The following is a 15,478-nucleotide window of genomic DNA, read 5'->3' as shown; positions in this document are numbered from 1 at the left end:
AAGGCAGGAAATGGCCACCACCAACGACCTGAAGAACGGCCTGGTACTCAACCTCGACGGTGAGCTGTGGGCCGTCGTCGAGTTCCAGCACGTCAAGCCCGGCAAGGGTGGTGCCTTCGTGCGCACCACGCTCAAGAACGTGCTGTCCGGCAAGGTGGTCGACAAGACCTTCAACGCGGGCACCAAGGTCGAGACCGCGACCGTCGACAAGCGCACGATGCAGTACCTGTACGCCGACGGCGAGGACTACGTCTTCATGGACCTGGAGACGTTCGACCAGATCACCGTGCCCGGCGGCACGGTCGGCGAGGCGGCCAACTACCTGCTGCCCGAGGCCGAGGCGACCGTCGCCACCCACGAGGGCGTTCCGCTGTACATCGAGCTGCCGACCAGCGTCGTGCTCGAGATCACGTACACCGAGCCCGGCCTCCAGGGTGACCGCTCGACCGGCGGCAACAAGCCGGCCACCCTCGAGACCGGCGCGACCGTGCAGGTGCCGCTCTTCATCACCAACGGCGAGAAGATCAAGGTCGACACCCGCGACGGCCGTTACCTCGGCCGAGCCTGATGGGCGAGGGTCCGAAGCAGCAGATGCCGGCGCGCCGCAAGGCGCGCAAGCGGGCGCTGGACGTGCTCTTCGAGGCCGATCTGCGGGACCGCCCACCGGTCGAGGTGCTCGCCGGCTACGTCGAGCGGATCGAGAAGCCGCGTCCCGAGCACCTGGGGTACACGGTCAGCCTGGTCGAGGGGGTCGCCGGCCACCTCGACCGGATCGACGAGCTGATCGCCAGCTACGCCGAGGGCTGGACGCTGGAGCGGATGCCGGCGGTGGACCGCAACCTCGCCCGGATCGCGGTGTACGAGCTGCTCTACGTCGACGAGATCGATGACGCGGTGGCGATCAGCGAGGCGGTGGAACTGGCCCGGCAGATGTCGACCGACGACTCGCCGCGCTTCCTCAACGGCATTCTCGGGCGCATCGCCGAGTACGCCACCCGCTGAGCCGCGCCGAGCGGCGGGGCCACGCCCGCGTGAGCCGCACCGCGATCCGCCGAGCGGACGCCGGAGCCGCGTAAAGCGACAGGAACGACGAAAGGGCCCGTGCCGGACGGCACGGGCCCTTTCGTCGTTCGGTGCTCAGGAGGCGAAGAACGCCCGGGGGTCGGCGACGAGGACGCCGTGCTCGGTCAGCCGCTCGATCAGGCCGGACGGCGAGGCGTCGTAGACGATCGCCAGGGCGCGCAGGTCGTCGGCGCGGATCGACAGGACGCGGCCGTTGTAGTCACCGCGCTGCTGCTGGATCGCGCGGGCGTACCGGGCGACGTAGGCGAGGTCCTCGCTGGCCTCGTCGTACAGCCGCTCGAGGTCCAGCACGATCTTGCTGGTGGGCTCGTGGCGGACGCCGCTGCCGTCGGGCAGCAGCTCGGAGACGGGAACGCGGTAGAAGTCGGCCAGCTCGGCGAGACGGGACACGGTGACGGCGCGGTCGCCGCGCTCGTACGAGCCGACCACCACGGCCTTCCACCGCCCGTTCGACTTCTCCTCCACGCCCTGCAGGGACAGGCCCTGCTGCTGGCGGATGGAGCGCAGGCGGGCGCCCAGCGACTTGGCGTACTCAGAGGGCATTCGGACACTCCCAGTGCTGCTCGGGGTTCTCCCGTCGATCGCTACGGAGCGTGACGGTACGGGGATTGCGACAGCCGGTCAAGTGGTCGCGACCTTACCGTTGGGGGCGCTGGGGCAGTTGTCCCCATTTCGCCACCCTGACCCCCAGGTCAGCGGGTGGCGACGGTCCGCGCGGTGACCACTGGTAACGTGGCTCGAAGCCCCCGGCCGGTCCGTCCGCGGTCCGCGCCGGTCATCCGACGTCCTTTAACGACCCGTCCCGTGAGGCGGGGAAGGAGGTCCGCCGTGGCCTACCCACCGGCTGCCCGCTCGTCGACCGCGCCGCAACCCTCGGTGAAGGTGATCCTCACCAGCGCCGACGTGCAACGCGTGGTCGACCGCATCGCCCACCAGATCCTGGAGAAGACCCAGGGCGCCCAGCAGACCGTCCTGCTCGGTATCCCCACCCGGGGGGCGCCCCTCGCCCGGCGGCTCGCCGCCCGGATCAGCGCCTTCGAGGGCGTCGACGTCCCGGTGGGCGTGCTCGACATCACCCTCTACCGCGACGACCTGCGCCGGCACGCCACCCGCGCGATCGGGCCGACCGAGCTGCCGGCCGGCGGCATCGACGGCAAGCGGGTCGTCCTCGTCGACGACGTCCTCTTCTCCGGCCGCACCGTGCGCGCGGCGCTCGACGCGCTGAACGACGTCGGCCGCCCGGCGTCGGTCCAGCTCGCCGTCCTGGTCGACCGCGGCCACCGCGAGCTGCCGATCCGCGCCGACTACGTCGGCAAGAACATCCCGACCTCCCTGGCCGAGAGCGTGAAGGTCACCCTCGCCGAGACCGACGGCGCCGACGAGGTCAAGCTCTACGGGGGTACGCGCGCATGATCCGCCATCTGCTCTCCGGCGCCGACCTGGACGCCGCCACCGCCACCGAGATCCTGGACACCGCCGCCGAGATGGCGACCGTGGCCGGCCGTGAGGTCAAGAAGCTGCCCGCGCTGCGCGGCCGGACGGTGGTGAACCTCTTCTACGAGGACTCCACCCGCACCCGGATCTCCTTCGAAGCCGCCGCCAAGCGGCTCAGCGCCGACGTGATCAACTTCTCGGCCAAGGGCTCCAGCGTCGCCAAGGGCGAGAGCCTCAAGGACACCGCGCTCACCCTCCAGGCGATGGGCGCCGACGCCGTGGTCGTCCGACACCCCGCCTCGGGCGCCCCGCACCGGCTCGCCGACTGGGTGGACGGCTCGGTGGTCAACGCCGGCGACGGCACCCACGAACACCCCACCCAGGCGCTGCTCGACGCGTACACGATGCGCTCCCGCCTGGGCCGGCTCGCCGGCCTGTCGGTCGCGGTGGTCGGGGACGTGCTGCACAGCCGCGTGGCCCGCTCCAACGTCCTGCTGCTGTCCACCCTCGGCGCGAAGGTCACCCTGGTCGGCCCGCCGACGCTCATCCCGGTGGACATCGCGCAGGCGCTGGCGCCCGGCACCGACGTCTCGTACGACCTGGACGCGGTGCTGCCGACCTCGGACGTGGTGATGATGCTGCGGGTGCAGCGCGAGCGCATGAACGACTCCTACTTCCCGTCCGCCCGCGAGTACGCGCGCCGCTATGGCCTCGACGGCCCGCGCATGCGCCGGCTGCCTGAGCACGCGATCGTCATGCATCCCGGCCCGATGAACCGGGGCATGGAGATCACACCCGAGGTCGCCGACTCGCCCCGCTCCACCATCGTCGAACAGGTCGCCAACGGCGTCTCCGTCCGGATGGCCGTCCTCTACCTGCTGCTCGGAGGGAACAACCGGTGAGCGCGTACCTGATCACCAACGTGAGCGTCGTCGGCGGCGCGCCGACCGACCTGCTGATCCGCGACGGCGTCGTGGCCGAGACCGGCACGGGCCTCGCCGCGCCGGACGCCACCGTGGTCGACGGCACCGGCCTGGTCGCCCTGCCCGGCCTGGTCGACCTGCACACCCACCTGCGTGAGCCGGGCCGGGAGGACGCCGAGACCGTCGAGTCCGGCTCCCGGGCGGCGGCACTCGGCGGCTACACGGCGGTGTGCGCGATGGCGAACACCTCACCGGTCGCCGACACCGCCGGCGTGGTCGAGCAGGTGTGGCGACTGGGCCGCGAGGCCGGGCTGGTCGACGTGCAGCCGATCGGCGCGGTGACCGTCGGCCTGGCCGGCGAGCGCCTCGCGGAGCTGGGGGCGATGGCCGACTCCGCCGCCCGGGTGCGGATCTTCTCCGACGACGGGCACTGCGTCGCCGACCCCCGGCTGATGCGCCGGGCGCTGGAGTACGTGAAGGCGTTCGACGGGATCATCGCCCAGCACGCGGAGGAGCCCCGCCTGACCGAGGGCGCCCAGATGCACGAGGGCGAGGTGTCCACCCGCCTCGGCCTGACCGGCTGGCCGGCGGTCGCCGAGGAGGCGATCATCGCCCGGGACGTGCTGCTCGCCGAGCACGTGGGCAGCCGCCTGCACATCTGCCACGTCTCCACGGCGGGCAGCGTCGAGGTGCTGCGCCAGGCCAAGGCCCGGGGCGTCCGGGTCACCGCCGAGGTGACCCCGCACCACCTGCTGCTGACCGACGAGAAGGCCGCCACCTACGACCCGGTCTACAAGGTCAACCCGCCGCTGCGCACCACCACCGACATCGCCGCGCTGCGTGCCGCGCTGGCCGAGGGCGTGATCGACATCATCGCCACCGACCACGCCCCGCACGCCGTGGAGGACAAGGAGTGCGAGTGGGCGTACGCCCGGCCGGGCATGCTCGGCCTGGAGACGGCCCTGTCGATCGCGCTGGACGTGCTCGGCCCGCAGTGGGACCTCATCGCCGAGCGGATGTCCCGCGCCCCGGCGCGCATCGCCGGCCTGGCCGACCACGGCCACGCCCCCGCGCCGGGCGCACCGGCCAACCTGACCCTGGTGGACCCGGCCGCCCGCCGCACGATCGAGCCCGCGGAGCTGGCCAGCCGCAGCCGCAACACCCCGTACGCCCGCATGACGCTGCCGGGTCGCATCGTGGCGACCTTCCTGCGCGGCGAGCCGACGGTCCTGGACGGAAAGGCAGTCAAGTGAGCGTGAGGAACGCCGCGAAGCGGAGCACGGCAGTCGGGAACGAAGGGCGGGCACAGTGAAGCGCCGGCCCGCGATCCTCGTCCTGGAGGACGGGCGGACCTTCCACGGCGAGGCGTACGGCAGCATCGGGGAGACCTTCGGCGAGGCGGTCTTCAACACCGGCATGACCGGTTACCAGGAGACGCTGACCGACCCGTCCTACCACCGGCAGGTGGTGGTGCAGACCGCCCCGCACATCGGCAACACCGGCGTCAACGGCGAGGACGACGAGTCCGGCCGGATCTGGGTCGCCGGGTACGTGGTCCGCGACCCGGCCCGGATCGGCTCCAACTGGCGCGCCACCGGCGGCCTGGAGGACCGGCTCGCCGCCGAGGGCGTGGTCGGCATCAGCGGCGTCGACACCCGGGCGCTGACCCGCCACCTGCGCGAGCGCGGCGCCATGCGGGTGGGTGTGTCCAGCGTCGAGACCGACCCGCGCGCGCTGCTGGCCCGGGTCCGCCAGTCGCCGCAGATGGTCGGCGCGGACCTCTCCGCCGAGGTGACCACCCCGAAGCCGTACGTGGTGGAGGCGGTGGGGGAGCACCGGTTCACCGTCGCCGCCCTCGACCTGGGCATCAAGCGCAACGTGCCCCGGCGGCTCGCCGCCCGCGGCGTCACCACGCACGTGCTGCCGGCCCACTCGACGATCGAGGACCTGCTCGCCACCGGCGCCGACGCGGTGTTCTTCTCGCCCGGCCCGGGTGACCCGGCCACCGCCGACGGGCCGGTCGCGCTGGCCCGCGAGGTGCTGACCCGCAAGGTGCCGCTGTTCGGCATCTGCTTCGGCAGCCAGATCCTCGGCCGGGCGCTCGGCTTCGGCACCTACAAGCTGGGTTACGGCCACCGCGGCATCAACCAGCCGGTGCTCGACCGGGTCACCGGCAAGGTCGAGGTGACCAGCCACAACCACGGCTTCGCGGTGCAGTTCCCGGGTGCCGAGCCCGGTGCGGTGGTGCCGAATCAGGTGATCGACACCGAGTTCGGCGGTGTCGAGGTCAGCCACGTCTGTCTGAATGACAACGTGGTCGAGGGGCTGCGGGCCAAGGACGTGCCCGCCTTCACCGTCCAGTACCACCCCGAGGCGGCAGCCGGCCCGCACGACGCGGACTACCTCTTCGACCGTTTCGCCGAACTCATCGAAGGCGGGAAGTAATGCCCAAGCGGAGCGATCTGAAGCACATCCTGGTGATCGGCTCCGGGCCGATCGTGATCGGGCAGGCCTGCGAGTTCGACTACTCCGGCACCCAGGCGTGCCGGGTGCTGCGCAGCGAGGGGATCCGGGTCAGCCTGGTCAACTCCAACCCGGCGACGATCATGACGGACCCGGAGTTCGCCGACGCCACGTACATCGAGCCGATCACCCCGGAGTTCGTCGAGCTGGTCATCGCCCGGGAGCGCCCGGACGCGGTGCTGCCGACCCTGGGCGGGCAGACCGCCCTGAACACGGCGGTCGCGCTGCACGAGGCCGGCGTGCTGGAGAAGTACGGCGTGGAGCTGATCGGCGCGAACATCGACGCCATCCGCCGCGGCGAGGACCGGCAGCTGTTCAAGGACATCGTCGCCAAGGCGGGCGTGCGGATCGGCGTCGAGGATCCGTCGGCCCTGGTGCCCCGCTCCCGGGTCTGCCACTCGATGGACGAGGTCCGCGACACCGCCGCCGAGCTGGGCCTGCCGGTGGTGATCCGGCCGTCGTTCACCATGGGCGGTCTCGGCTCCGGCATGGCCCACACCGACGAGGACCTGGAGCGCATCGCCGGCGCCGGCCTGGCCGCCAGCCCGGTGCACGAGGTGCTCATCGAGGAGAGCGTGCTCGGCTGGAAGGAGTACGAGCTCGAACTCATGCGCGACCGCCACGACAACGTGGTGGTCGTCTGCTCGATCGAGAACGTCGACCCGATGGGCGTGCACACCGGCGACAGCGTGACCGTGGCCCCGGCCATGACGCTCACCGACCGGGAGTACCAGCGCCTGCGTGACCTCGGCATCGCGGTGCTGCGCGAGGTCGGGGTGGACACCGGCGGCTGCAACATCCAGTTCGCGGTGAACCCGGCCGACGGCCGGATCGTCGTGATCGAGATGAACCCCCGGGTGTCCCGCTCGTCGGCGCTCGCGTCGAAGGCGACCGGCTTCCCGATCGCGAAGATCGCCGCGAAGCTCGCCATCGGCTACACCCTCGACGAGATCCCCAACGACATCACCCTCAAGACGCCGGCGGCGTTCGAGCCGACCCTGGACTACGTGGTGGTGAAGATCCCCCGGTTCGCGTTCGAGAAGTTCCCCGGCGCGGACCCGGAGCTGACCACCACGATGAAGTCCGTCGGCGAGGCGATGAGCCTGGGCCGCAACTTCACCGAGGCGCTCAACAAGGCGATGCGCTCGATGGAGACGAAGGCGGCCGGCTTCTGGAGTGTGCCGGATCCGCGGGGGGCAACCAAGGAGAACACGCTCGCCGCGCTGCGCATGCCGCACGACGGGCGGCTCTACACCGTCGAGCGGGCGCTGCGGCTGGGTGCGTCGATCGCCGAGGTCGCCTCCGCGTCCGGCGGCATGGACCCGTGGTTCCTCGACCAGATCGCGGGGCTGGTGGAGCTGCGCGCCGAGATCGTGGACGCGCCGGTGCTCGACGCCGACCTGCTGCGCCGCGCGAAGCGGGCCGGCCTGTCCGACCGGCAGCTCGCCGCGCTGCGCCCCGAGCTGGCCGCCGAGGACGGTGTCCGTACGCTGCGGCACCGCCTCGACGTCCGCCCGGTCTACAAGACGGTGGACACCTGCGCCGCCGAGTTCGAGGCGACCACCCCGTACCACTACTCGTCGTACGACGCGGAGACCGAGGTGCGCGGGTCGGACCGGCCGAAGGTGCTGATCCTCGGCTCCGGGCCGAACCGGATCGGGCAGGGCATCGAGTTCGACTACTCCTGCGTGCACGCGGTGATGGCGCTGCGGGACGTCGGCTTCGAGACCGTCATGGTCAACTGCAACCCGGAGACCGTCTCCACCGACTACGACACCGCCGACCGGCTCTACTTCGAGCCGCTGACCTTCGAGGACGTCCTCGAGGTGTGGCACGCCGAGGACTCCTCCGGGAAGGCGGCCGGCGGCCCGGGCGTGGTCGGGGTGATCGTGCAGCTCGGCGGGCAGACCCCGCTGGGCCTCGCGCAGCGGCTCAAGGACGCCGGTGTGCCGGTGGTCGGCACCTCCCCGGAGTCGATCCACCTCGCCGAGGAGCGGGGCGCGTTCGGCTCGCTGCTGGCCCGGGCCGGTCTACGCGCCCCGGCGCACGGCACGGCCACGTCGTACGACGAGGCCAAGGCGATCGCCGACGAGATCGGCTACCCGGTGCTGGTCCGCCCGTCGTACGTCCTGGGCGGCCGGGGCATGGAGATCGTGTACGACGACACCACGCTGCGCGGCTACATCGGCCGGGCCACCGACATCTCCCCGGACCACCCGGTCCTGGTGGACCGCTTCCTCGACGACGCCATCGAGATCGACGTCGACGCGCTCTGCGACGCCGACGGCGAGGTGTACCTCGGCGGCGTGATGGAGCACATCGAGGAGGCCGGCATCCACTCCGGCGACTCGTCCTGCGCGCTGCCGCCGATCACCCTCGCGGGGTCGCACGTCGCCCAGGTCCGCCGCTACACCGAGGCGATCGCCCGGGGGATCGGCGTCCGGGGTCTGCTCAACGTGCAGTACGCCCTCAAGGACGACCAGCTCTGGGTCCTCGAAGCCAACCCGCGCGCCTCGCGGACCGTCCCGTTCGTCTCCAAGGCCACCGCGGTGCCGCTCGCCAAGGCGGCGGCCCGGATCGCGCTCGGCGCCACGATCGCCGAGCTGCGCGCCGAGGGCCTGCTCCCGGCCGACGGGGACGGCGGCACACTCCCACCGGACGCGCCGATCGCGGTCAAGGAGGCGGTGCTGCCGTTCAAGCGGTTCCGCACCCCCGCCGGCAAGGGCGTGGACTCGCTGCTCGGCCCGGAGATGAAGTCGACCGGCGAGGTCATGGGCATCGACACCTCCTTCGGGCACGCCTTCGCCAAGTCGCAGTCCGCCGCGTACGGCTCCCTGCCGACCGGCGGCCGGATCTTCGTCTCGGTCGCCAACCGGGACAAGCGGGGCATGATCTTCCCGATCAAGCGCCTCGCCGACCTGGGCTTCGAGATCGTCGCCACCGCCGGCACCGCCGAGGTGCTGCGCCGGCACGGCATCGCCTGCGAGCAGATCCGCAAGCACTACGAGTCCGGCGAGGGCGAGGACGCGGTGTCGATGATCCTCGGTGGCGACGTGGCGCTCGTGATCAACACCCCGCAGGGCTCCGGCGCCAGCGCCCGCTCCGACGGCTACGAGATCCGCAGCGCCGCCGTCACGGCCGACATCCCCTGCATCACCACCGTGCCGGGCGCAGCCGCCGCGGTGATGGGCATCGAGGCACGCATCCGCGGCGACATGCAGGTCCGCCCCCTGCAGGATCTCCACGCGTCCCTGCGAGCCCCCCGGTGACCCCCCACCCCGACACGTCGATCATGAGGTTGGCGGCAGTGGAGGAGATCCACATCGCCGTCAACCTCATGATCAACCCGACGGGGGGCGGGCGGTGATGTTCGAGCGGGTGGTGCGGCCCGTCCTGTTCCGGGTGGGGAAGGGGGACGCGGAGGCGGCGCACGAGTGGACGCTGCGGCGGTTGGCCACGCTCGCGCGGTCGCCCGCACTGCTGGCAGCGGTGCGGGCGCGGTACGCCGTGCGGGCCCCCAGGACCGTCTTCGGTGTGGAGTTCCCCAATCCGGTCGGGCTGGCCGCCGGGATGGACAAGGACGGCGCGGCACTGCCGGCGTGGCCCGCACTGGGCTTCGGGTTCGTCGAGGTCGGCACCGTCACCGCGTACCCCCAGCCGGGCAACCCCCGGCCCCGGCTGTTCCGGCTGCGCGACAGCGAGGCCGTGGTGAACCGGATGGGGTTCAACAACGCCGGCGCCGAGGCCCTCGCGGCCCGGCTGGCGGCGCTGCCCCGCCCCATCGGGGTGCCGCTGGGCATCTCGCTCGGCAAGTCCAAGGTCACCCCCCTCGACGAGGCGGTCGAGGACTACCGGGCGTCGTACCGAGCGCTGCGCGCACACGGGGACTACTTCGCGGTCAACGTCTCCTCCCCGAACACCCCCGGCCTGCGGTCGTTGCAGGACCGGGCGCACCTCGACGCGCTGCTGGCCGCCCTGGTCGGGGAGAAGCCGGTCCTGGTGAAGATCGCGCCGGACCTCACCGAGCCGGCGATCGCCGAGCTGCTGGAGGTCTGCCTTGCGCGTGGCGCGGCCGGGGTGATCGCCAGCAACACCACCCTCGCCCGCGACGGCCTCGCCCCGGCCGACCGGGAGCGCGGCGCCGAGACCGGTGGCCTGTCCGGCCGTCCCCTCGCAGCCCGGGCCCGCGAGGTCGTCGCGTTCGTGCACCGGGAGACCGGTGGCCGGCTGCCGATCGTCGGCGTCGGCGGGATCGTCGACCCCGACGACGCCGCCCGGATGTTCGACGCCGGCGCGTCCCTGGTCCAGCTCTACACCGGCTTCATCTACCGGGGCCCGGCCCTCGTCCGGGCCGCCGCCCACACCGCGGCCACCACCCCAACCCCAACCCCGACCCGGTGACCCGCCGTCCCGCCTCCCCGTCCCCGCCGATCTTGCACTTCGTGCCCCGGCGAAACGGGCAAAAGTGGACGGAACGGGGGCCGAAAGTGCAAGATCGCGGAGGGTGGGGGCGGGCTGCCCGGAAGGAGTGTCGTGACACCGGAGGAGATCCTTGCCGCGGACGCGGCGTACGTGTGGCATCCCTACGCCACGGTGCCGCCGGCCAGCACGCCGTACGTCGTGGAGAGCGCCGCGGGCGTACGGCTGCGGTTGGCCGACGGGCGGGAGCTGGTGGACGGGATGTCGTCCTGGTGGGCGGCGATCCACGGCTACCGGCACCCGGTGCTCGACGCGGCGGTGACCGACCAGCTCGGCCGGATGAGCCACGTGATGTTCGGCGGGCTGACCCACGAGCCGGCGGTCACGCTGGCCCGTACCCTCGTCGAGCTGGCCCCGGACGGCCTGGAGCACGTCTTCCTCGCCGACTCCGGCTCGGTGAGCGTCGAGGTGGCCGTCAAGATGTGCCTGCAGTACCAGCGGGCCACCGGCCGGCCGGAGCGCCGCCGGCTGGGCACCTGGCGGGGCGGCTACCACGGCGACACCTTCCACCCGATGAGCGTCTGCGACCCGGAGGGTGGCATGCACCACCTGTGGGGGGACGTGCTGCCCCGGCAGGTGTTCGCCCCGGTGCCACCGGGCGGCTTCGACACGCCGCCGGACCCGGCGTACGAGGCGGCGCTGGCCGACGCGGTCGAGCGGCACGCCCACGAGCTGGCCGCCGTCATCGTCGAGCCGGTCGTCCAGGGGGCCGGCGGCATGCGCTTCCACCACCCGCACTACCTCCGGGTGCTGCGGGAGGTCACCCGCGCCCACGGCATTCTGCTGATCTTCGACGAGATCGCCACCGGCTTCGGCCGGACCGGCGCGATGTTCGCCGCGGAGCACGCCGGGGTGGCCCCTGACGTCCTCTGTGTGGGCAAGGCGCTCACCGGGGGATACCTGACCCTGGCCGCCGCCCTCTGCACCGCGCAGATCGCCCAGGGCATCTCCGCGGCCGGTGTGCTCGCGCACGGTCCCACCTTCATGGGCAACCCGCTCGCGTGCGCGGTCGCCAACGCCTCCCTCGGTCTGCTGCGGGCCGGGGGCTGGCCGGCCGAGGTGACGCGGATCGAGGCGGGTCTGCGGGCCGGCCTGGAGCCGCTGCGCGGCGCGCCGGGCGTGGTGGACGTACGGGTGCTCGGCGCGATCGGCGTGGTGCAGCTCGACCACGACGTGGACCTCCCGGCGGCCACCGCCGCCGCGGCCGGCGAGGGTGTCTGGCTGCGGCCGTTCCGGGACCTGGTCTACACCATGCCGCCGTACGTCACCGATGACGCCGACGTGGCCCGGATCACCGCCGGGGTCGCGGCCGCGGTGAAGGCCGGCTGAGCCGCCGGTTCCGGCCGGTGGGGAGTACGCGGGCGGCCGCCGTCGCCCGCGCAGGAAGCGCGCTGCGGGCGCGCGGAGAAGGAGAGCAGCGATGGAGACCTTCGGCGCCCGGCTGCACCGGGCCGTCATCGAGCGGGGACCGCTGTGCGTGGGCATCGACCCCCATCCGGGCCTGCTAGCCCGGTGGGGACTCGACGACGACGTACGGGGCCTCGAACGGTTCGCCGGGACCGTCGTGGAGGCACTGGGCGACCGGGTCGCGGTCGTCAAGCCCCAGTCCGCCTTCTTCGAGCGGTTCGGGGCCCGTGGCGTGGCAATCCTAGAGTCAACTATCCGACAGTTACGAAATTGTGGCTCGCTCGTTCTGCTCGACGTCAAGCGCGGGGACATCGGCTCCACGGTCGCCGCGTACGCGTCCGCGTACCTCGATCCATCGAGCCCGCTGTATGTCGATGCGGTGACGGCGAGCCCGTATCTCGGGGTCGGCTCGCTCGCGCCGATGTTCGAGCTGGCCGCCGCGCACGGCGGCGGCGTGTTCGTGCTGGCGCTCACGTCCAACCCGGAGGGTGCGGCCGTCCAGCGGGCCCGCGCCGCCGACGGGCGGACCGTCGCGCAGACCGTGATCGACGAGATCTCCCAGCTCAACGCGGGTGCGCAGCCGCTGGGCAGCTTCGGTCTCGTGGTCGGGGCGACCATCGGCGAGACCGGCCACGACCTCTCCTCGGTCAACGGTCCGCTGCTCGCCCCCGGCCTCGGTGCCCAGGGTGCGACGGCCGCCGACCTGCGTGTCGTCTTCGGTCCGAGCCTGCCCGCGGTGCTGCCGTCGTACTCCCGGGAGGTGCTGAACGCGGGCCCCGACGTGACCGCCCTGCGGGCCGCCACGGACCGCGTCCTGGCCGACTGCCGGGCCGTCCTGGCTGGCCGCGACTGACTGACGGCTCGGTCACTTTCTGTTGATCATCGCGCGTCCACGTTGCCGAAAGCTCCGCTGACCGCTAGTTTTCCCCGCGCTGGGAACCATGGACCCCTTGGTTCACAGCGACACCACGTTTCACAGTGCGGCGGTGCGTCCCGCCCGTCGCGATAGGGACCTGAGGAGAACTGGTGCCGCTCCCGTCACTGACCCCCGAACAGCGCGCTGCCGCGCTGGAGAAGGCCGCGGAGATCCGCAAAGCCCGCGCTGAGCTGAAGGAGCAGCTCAAGCAGGGCAAGACCACCCTCGGAGCCGTTCTCGAGCGGGCCGAGTCCGACGACGTCGTCGGCAAGCTGAAGGTGTCCGCCGTCCTGCAGGCGATGCCGGGCATCGGCAAGATCAGGGCGACCCAGATCATGGAGAAGCTCAAGATCGCCGACAGCCGGCGCCTGCGTGGCCTCGGCGAGCAGCAGCGCAAGGCCCTGCTTGGAGAGTTCGCCGCCAACTGAGGTGGCAGCCGTGTAGAAACAAGCAGTGAGCACGGATGGCGAGACGCGCCCGGCGGCTCGGCTCACTGTCCTGACCGGGCCCTCGGGTTCCGGCCGGGACGGTGTCGCCGCGCTGGTCCGGGCGCGTTCTCCCGCCGTGTGGACGCCGGTGCCGGCCACCACCCGGCCCCGGCGCGACCACGAGGTGGACGGCGTCGACCGCGTCTTCCTCACCCCGGCCGAGTTCGACCGGCTCGTCGCCGGCGGCGGCCTGTTGGAGTGGAGCCGTACGGGCCCGCACCGGCGGGGCACGCCCTACGAGCCGCTGCGTTCCCGGCTGGCCGCCGGTGATCCCGTCCTGCTCCCGCTCGACCTGGCCGGCGCGCTGCTGGTCCGGGCGGCGCTGCCGGACGCCCGGCTGATCCTGCTGCACCCGCCGGGCGACCTGCCCGATCCGGTCACCGCGGCCCACTTCGAACACACCGTGGCGCACGACCTGACCGAGCGGGTCGTGGACAAGCTGGTAGGGTTGTTCGGTTCTTCCTTCCTGGCTCCGGCGCGACCGCGCGTGCGCGGTTGACCGCCAGCACCGCGAGCGGTGCGACAGACGTAGAGGTCAACACGTGGGATCCATCGCCACCAACCCCGAAGGCATCACCAACCCGCCGATCGACGAGCTTCTCGAGAAGACCACGTCGAAGTACGCCCTGGTCATCTTCGCCGCCAAGCGCGCGCGGCAGATCAACGCCTACTACAGCCAGCTCGGCGAGGGCCTGCTGGAGTACGTCGGCCCGCTGGTCGAGACCACCCCGCAGGAGAAGCCGCTCTCCATCGCCATGCGCGAGATCAACTCGGGCCTGCTCACCGCTGAGCCCACCGACCAGCCGTAACCCGCATCAGCCCGATGTCTCCCCGGATCGTTCTCGGGGTCGGCGGCGGGATCGCCGCGTACAAGGCGTGCGAGCTGCTGCGGCTCTTCACCGAGTCGGGCCACCAGGTCCGGGTCGTCCCGACCGAGTCGGCGCTCCGCTTCGTCGGGGCGCCGACCTGGGCGGCGCTCTCCGGGCAGCCGGTCGCCGACGACGTGTGGTCTGACGTCCACGAGGTTCCCCACGTGCGGCTCGGCCAGCAGGCGGACCTGGTGGTGGTGGCCCCGGCCACCGCCGACCTGCTCGCCAAGGCCGCCCACGGGCTCGCCGACGACCTGCTCACCAACACGCTGCTCACGGCGCGCTGCCCGGTCGTCCTGGCCCCCGCGATGCACACCGAGATGTGGGAGCACCCGGCCACCGTGGCCAACGTCGCGACCCTCCGGGCCCGCGGTGTCCGGGTCATCGAGCCGGCGGTCGGCCGCCTCACCGGCGCCGACACCGGCAAGGGGCGGCTGCCCGACCCGGCGGAGATCTTCGCCGTGGCCCGGCGTGCCCTCGCGCGGGGCGTCACCGCCCCGGCGGACCTGACCGGCCGGCACGTGGTGGTCACCGCGGGCGGCACCCGGGAGCCTCTCGACCCGGTCCGTTTCCTCGGCAACCGCTCCTCGGGCAAACAGGGGTACGCGTTCGCCCGCACCGCCGTCGCGCGGGGAGCCCGGGTCACGCTCGTCTCGGCCAACGTCGCGCTGCCCGACCCGGCCGGCGTCGACATGCTGCGGGTCGGCACGACGGGCGAACTGCGCGAGGCGACGCTCAAGGCGGCCGTCGACGCGGATGCGGTGGTCATGGCGGCCGCTCCGGCCGATTTCCGCCCGGCGACGTACGCGACTGGCAAAATCAAGAAATCGGACGACGGCAGCGCGCCCACGATCGAACTCGTCACGAACCCGGACATCGCCGCCGAGCTCGGCCAGCGCCGTCGCCCGGAGCAGGTGCTGGTGGTGTTCGCTGCGGAAACCGGCGACGCCGAGGCCAACGGCCGGGCCAAGCTCGCCCGCAAGCGGGCGGACCTCATCGTCATCAACGAGGTCGGCCCGGACAAGGTCTTCGGCGCCGAAACCAACGCGGCGACGGTCATCGGCGCGGACGGTTCGGTCAGCCGGATGCCCGAGCAGTCCAAGGACGACCTCGCCGACGGCGTCTGGGATCTCGTCGTCACCCGGCTCACCGGCCGTTCCTGACGGCTGGAACCGGCACGACCGAAGGGGCCGACTCCGGACGCGGGTGACTACACTGCCGCGGAACGACGTTTCCACAACTTAGGAGTGCCGTGACACGCCGCCTCTTCACTTCCGAATCGGTCACGGAAGGCCACCCCGACAAGATCGCCGACCAGATCAGCGACGGCATCCTGGATGCGCTCCTCACGGAGGA

At 72.3% G+C, this 15,478-nt stretch carries 16 protein-coding genes; 15 read left to right on the top strand and 1 reads right to left on the bottom strand.

Annotated features, from left to right (window positions below):
- Positions 1–10: 10 nt before the first annotated feature.
- Together efp and nusB are read left to right on the top strand one after the other, a co-directional pair.
- Complete coding sequence (gene efp / locus ACTMS0_RS15790) at positions 11–568, top strand: elongation factor P (protein WP_441155943.1); 558 nt, start codon at positions 11–13, stop codon at positions 566–568.
- A 23-nt stretch (positions 569–591) separates the two neighbouring features.
- Positions 592–1,002 (top strand): transcription antitermination factor NusB, encoded by a 411-nt coding sequence (gene nusB, locus ACTMS0_RS15785; RefSeq protein WP_441156205.1) that lies wholly within the window; start codon positions 592–594, stop codon positions 1,000–1,002.
- Positions 1,003–1,137: 135 nt separating this feature from the next.
- Here nusB and bldD read toward each other — a convergent pair whose 3' ends face one another.
- Positions 1,138–1,626, bottom strand: a complete 489-nt coding sequence (bldD, locus tag ACTMS0_RS15780; RefSeq protein ID WP_013285505.1) for a transcriptional regulator BldD — start codon at positions 1,624–1,626, stop codon at positions 1,138–1,140.
- Between the two features lie 285 nt (positions 1,627–1,911).
- On the opposite strand from bldD, the gene pyrR reads away from it, so the two are divergent.
- The 13 genes from pyrR to ACTMS0_RS15715 form a co-directional block, all read left to right on the top strand.
- On the top strand, positions 1,912–2,496 hold the full coding sequence (gene pyrR, locus ACTMS0_RS15775; protein ID WP_441155942.1) for a bifunctional pyr operon transcriptional regulator/uracil phosphoribosyltransferase PyrR: 585 nt from the start codon (positions 1,912–1,914) through the stop codon (positions 2,494–2,496).
- On the top strand, positions 2,493–3,419 hold the full coding sequence (locus ACTMS0_RS15770) for an aspartate carbamoyltransferase catalytic subunit (RefSeq protein ID WP_441155941.1): 927 nt from the start codon (positions 2,493–2,495) through the stop codon (positions 3,417–3,419). Before pyrR ends, ACTMS0_RS15770 begins: the two co-directional genes overlap by 4 nt.
- Positions 3,416–4,693 (top strand): dihydroorotase, encoded by a 1,278-nt coding sequence (locus tag ACTMS0_RS15765; RefSeq protein WP_441155940.1) that lies wholly within the window; start codon positions 3,416–3,418, stop codon positions 4,691–4,693. Before ACTMS0_RS15770 ends, ACTMS0_RS15765 begins: the two co-directional genes overlap by 4 nt.
- 55 nt (positions 4,694–4,748) lie before the next feature.
- A complete protein-coding gene (gene carA / locus ACTMS0_RS15760; RefSeq protein WP_441155939.1) occupies positions 4,749–5,885 on the top strand; it encodes a glutamine-hydrolyzing carbamoyl-phosphate synthase small subunit in 1,137 nt (378 codons plus the stop codon).
- The gene (gene carB / locus ACTMS0_RS15755; protein WP_441155938.1) at positions 5,885–9,232 is read left to right on the top strand and encodes a carbamoyl-phosphate synthase large subunit; all 3,348 of its coding nucleotides are present in this window, start codon (positions 5,885–5,887) and stop codon (positions 9,230–9,232) included. Before carA ends, carB begins: the two co-directional genes overlap by 1 nt.
- Before the next feature lie 94 nt (positions 9,233–9,326).
- Complete coding sequence (locus ACTMS0_RS15750) at positions 9,327–10,364, top strand: quinone-dependent dihydroorotate dehydrogenase (RefSeq protein WP_441155937.1); 1,038 nt, start codon at positions 9,327–9,329, stop codon at positions 10,362–10,364.
- A gap of 132 nt (positions 10,365–10,496) precedes the next feature.
- Entirely contained in the window at positions 10,497–11,771 is a 1,275-nt protein-coding gene (locus ACTMS0_RS15745; RefSeq protein ID WP_441155936.1) for an adenosylmethionine--8-amino-7-oxononanoate transaminase, read from the top strand.
- A 91-nt stretch (positions 11,772–11,862) separates the two neighbouring features.
- Positions 11,863–12,702 carry an orotidine-5'-phosphate decarboxylase gene (gene pyrF, locus ACTMS0_RS15740; protein ID WP_441155935.1) on the top strand — a complete coding sequence of 280 codons (840 nt, stop codon included), beginning with the start codon at positions 11,863–11,865 and terminating at the stop codon, positions 12,700–12,702.
- A 173-nt stretch (positions 12,703–12,875) separates the two neighbouring features.
- The gene (mihF, locus tag ACTMS0_RS15735) at positions 12,876–13,193 is read left to right on the top strand and encodes an integration host factor, actinobacterial type (protein ID WP_007458370.1); all 318 of its coding nucleotides are present in this window, start codon (positions 12,876–12,878) and stop codon (positions 13,191–13,193) included.
- Between the two features lie 25 nt (positions 13,194–13,218).
- Positions 13,219–13,752, top strand: coding sequence for a guanylate kinase (locus ACTMS0_RS15730; protein ID WP_441155934.1), 534 nt, complete (start codon positions 13,219–13,221; stop codon positions 13,750–13,752).
- 43 nt (positions 13,753–13,795) lie between these two features.
- Positions 13,796–14,062 (top strand): DNA-directed RNA polymerase subunit omega, encoded by a 267-nt coding sequence (gene rpoZ, locus ACTMS0_RS15725; protein ID WP_405093617.1) that lies wholly within the window; start codon positions 13,796–13,798, stop codon positions 14,060–14,062.
- A 14-nt stretch (positions 14,063–14,076) separates the two neighbouring features.
- The gene (gene coaBC / locus ACTMS0_RS15720) at positions 14,077–15,285 is read left to right on the top strand and encodes a bifunctional phosphopantothenoylcysteine decarboxylase/phosphopantothenate--cysteine ligase CoaBC (protein ID WP_441155933.1); all 1,209 of its coding nucleotides are present in this window, start codon (positions 14,077–14,079) and stop codon (positions 15,283–15,285) included.
- A gap of 89 nt (positions 15,286–15,374) precedes the next feature.
- On the top strand, positions 15,375–15,478 hold a 104-nt coding region (locus ACTMS0_RS15715), incomplete at its 3' end, for an S-adenosylmethionine synthetase N-terminal domain-containing protein (protein ID WP_441156204.1).

It is taken from the genome of Micromonospora sp. H33 (genome assembly GCF_052068455.1).
Taxonomy (GTDB): Bacteria; Actinomycetota; Actinomycetes; order Mycobacteriales; family Micromonosporaceae; genus Micromonospora.
This window is presented reverse-complemented; position numbering and strand designations above follow the sequence as displayed.

What these genes read in the sequence shown, in the direction of transcription:
- efp (WP_441155943.1), top strand. Translation starts at nt 11, where the DNA reads ATGGCCACCACCAACGACCTGAAGAACGGCCTGGTACTCAACCTCGAC.
- nusB (WP_441156205.1), top strand. Translation starts at nt 592, where the DNA reads ATGCCGGCGCGCCGCAAGGCGCGCAAGCGGGCGCTGGACGTGCTCTTC.
- bldD (WP_013285505.1), bottom strand. Translation starts at nt 1,626, where the DNA reads ATGCCCTCTGAGTACGCCAAGTCGCTGGGCGCCCGCCTGCGCTCCATC.
- ACTMS0_RS15770 (WP_441155941.1), top strand. Translation starts at nt 2,493, where the DNA reads ATGATCCGCCATCTGCTCTCCGGCGCCGACCTGGACGCCGCCACCGCC.
- carB (WP_441155938.1), top strand. Translation starts at nt 5,885, where the DNA reads ATGCCCAAGCGGAGCGATCTGAAGCACATCCTGGTGATCGGCTCCGGG.
- pyrF (WP_441155935.1), top strand. Translation starts at nt 11,863, where the DNA reads ATGGAGACCTTCGGCGCCCGGCTGCACCGGGCCGTCATCGAGCGGGGA.
- coaBC (WP_441155933.1), top strand. Translation starts at nt 14,077, where the DNA reads ATGTCTCCCCGGATCGTTCTCGGGGTCGGCGGCGGGATCGCCGCGTAC.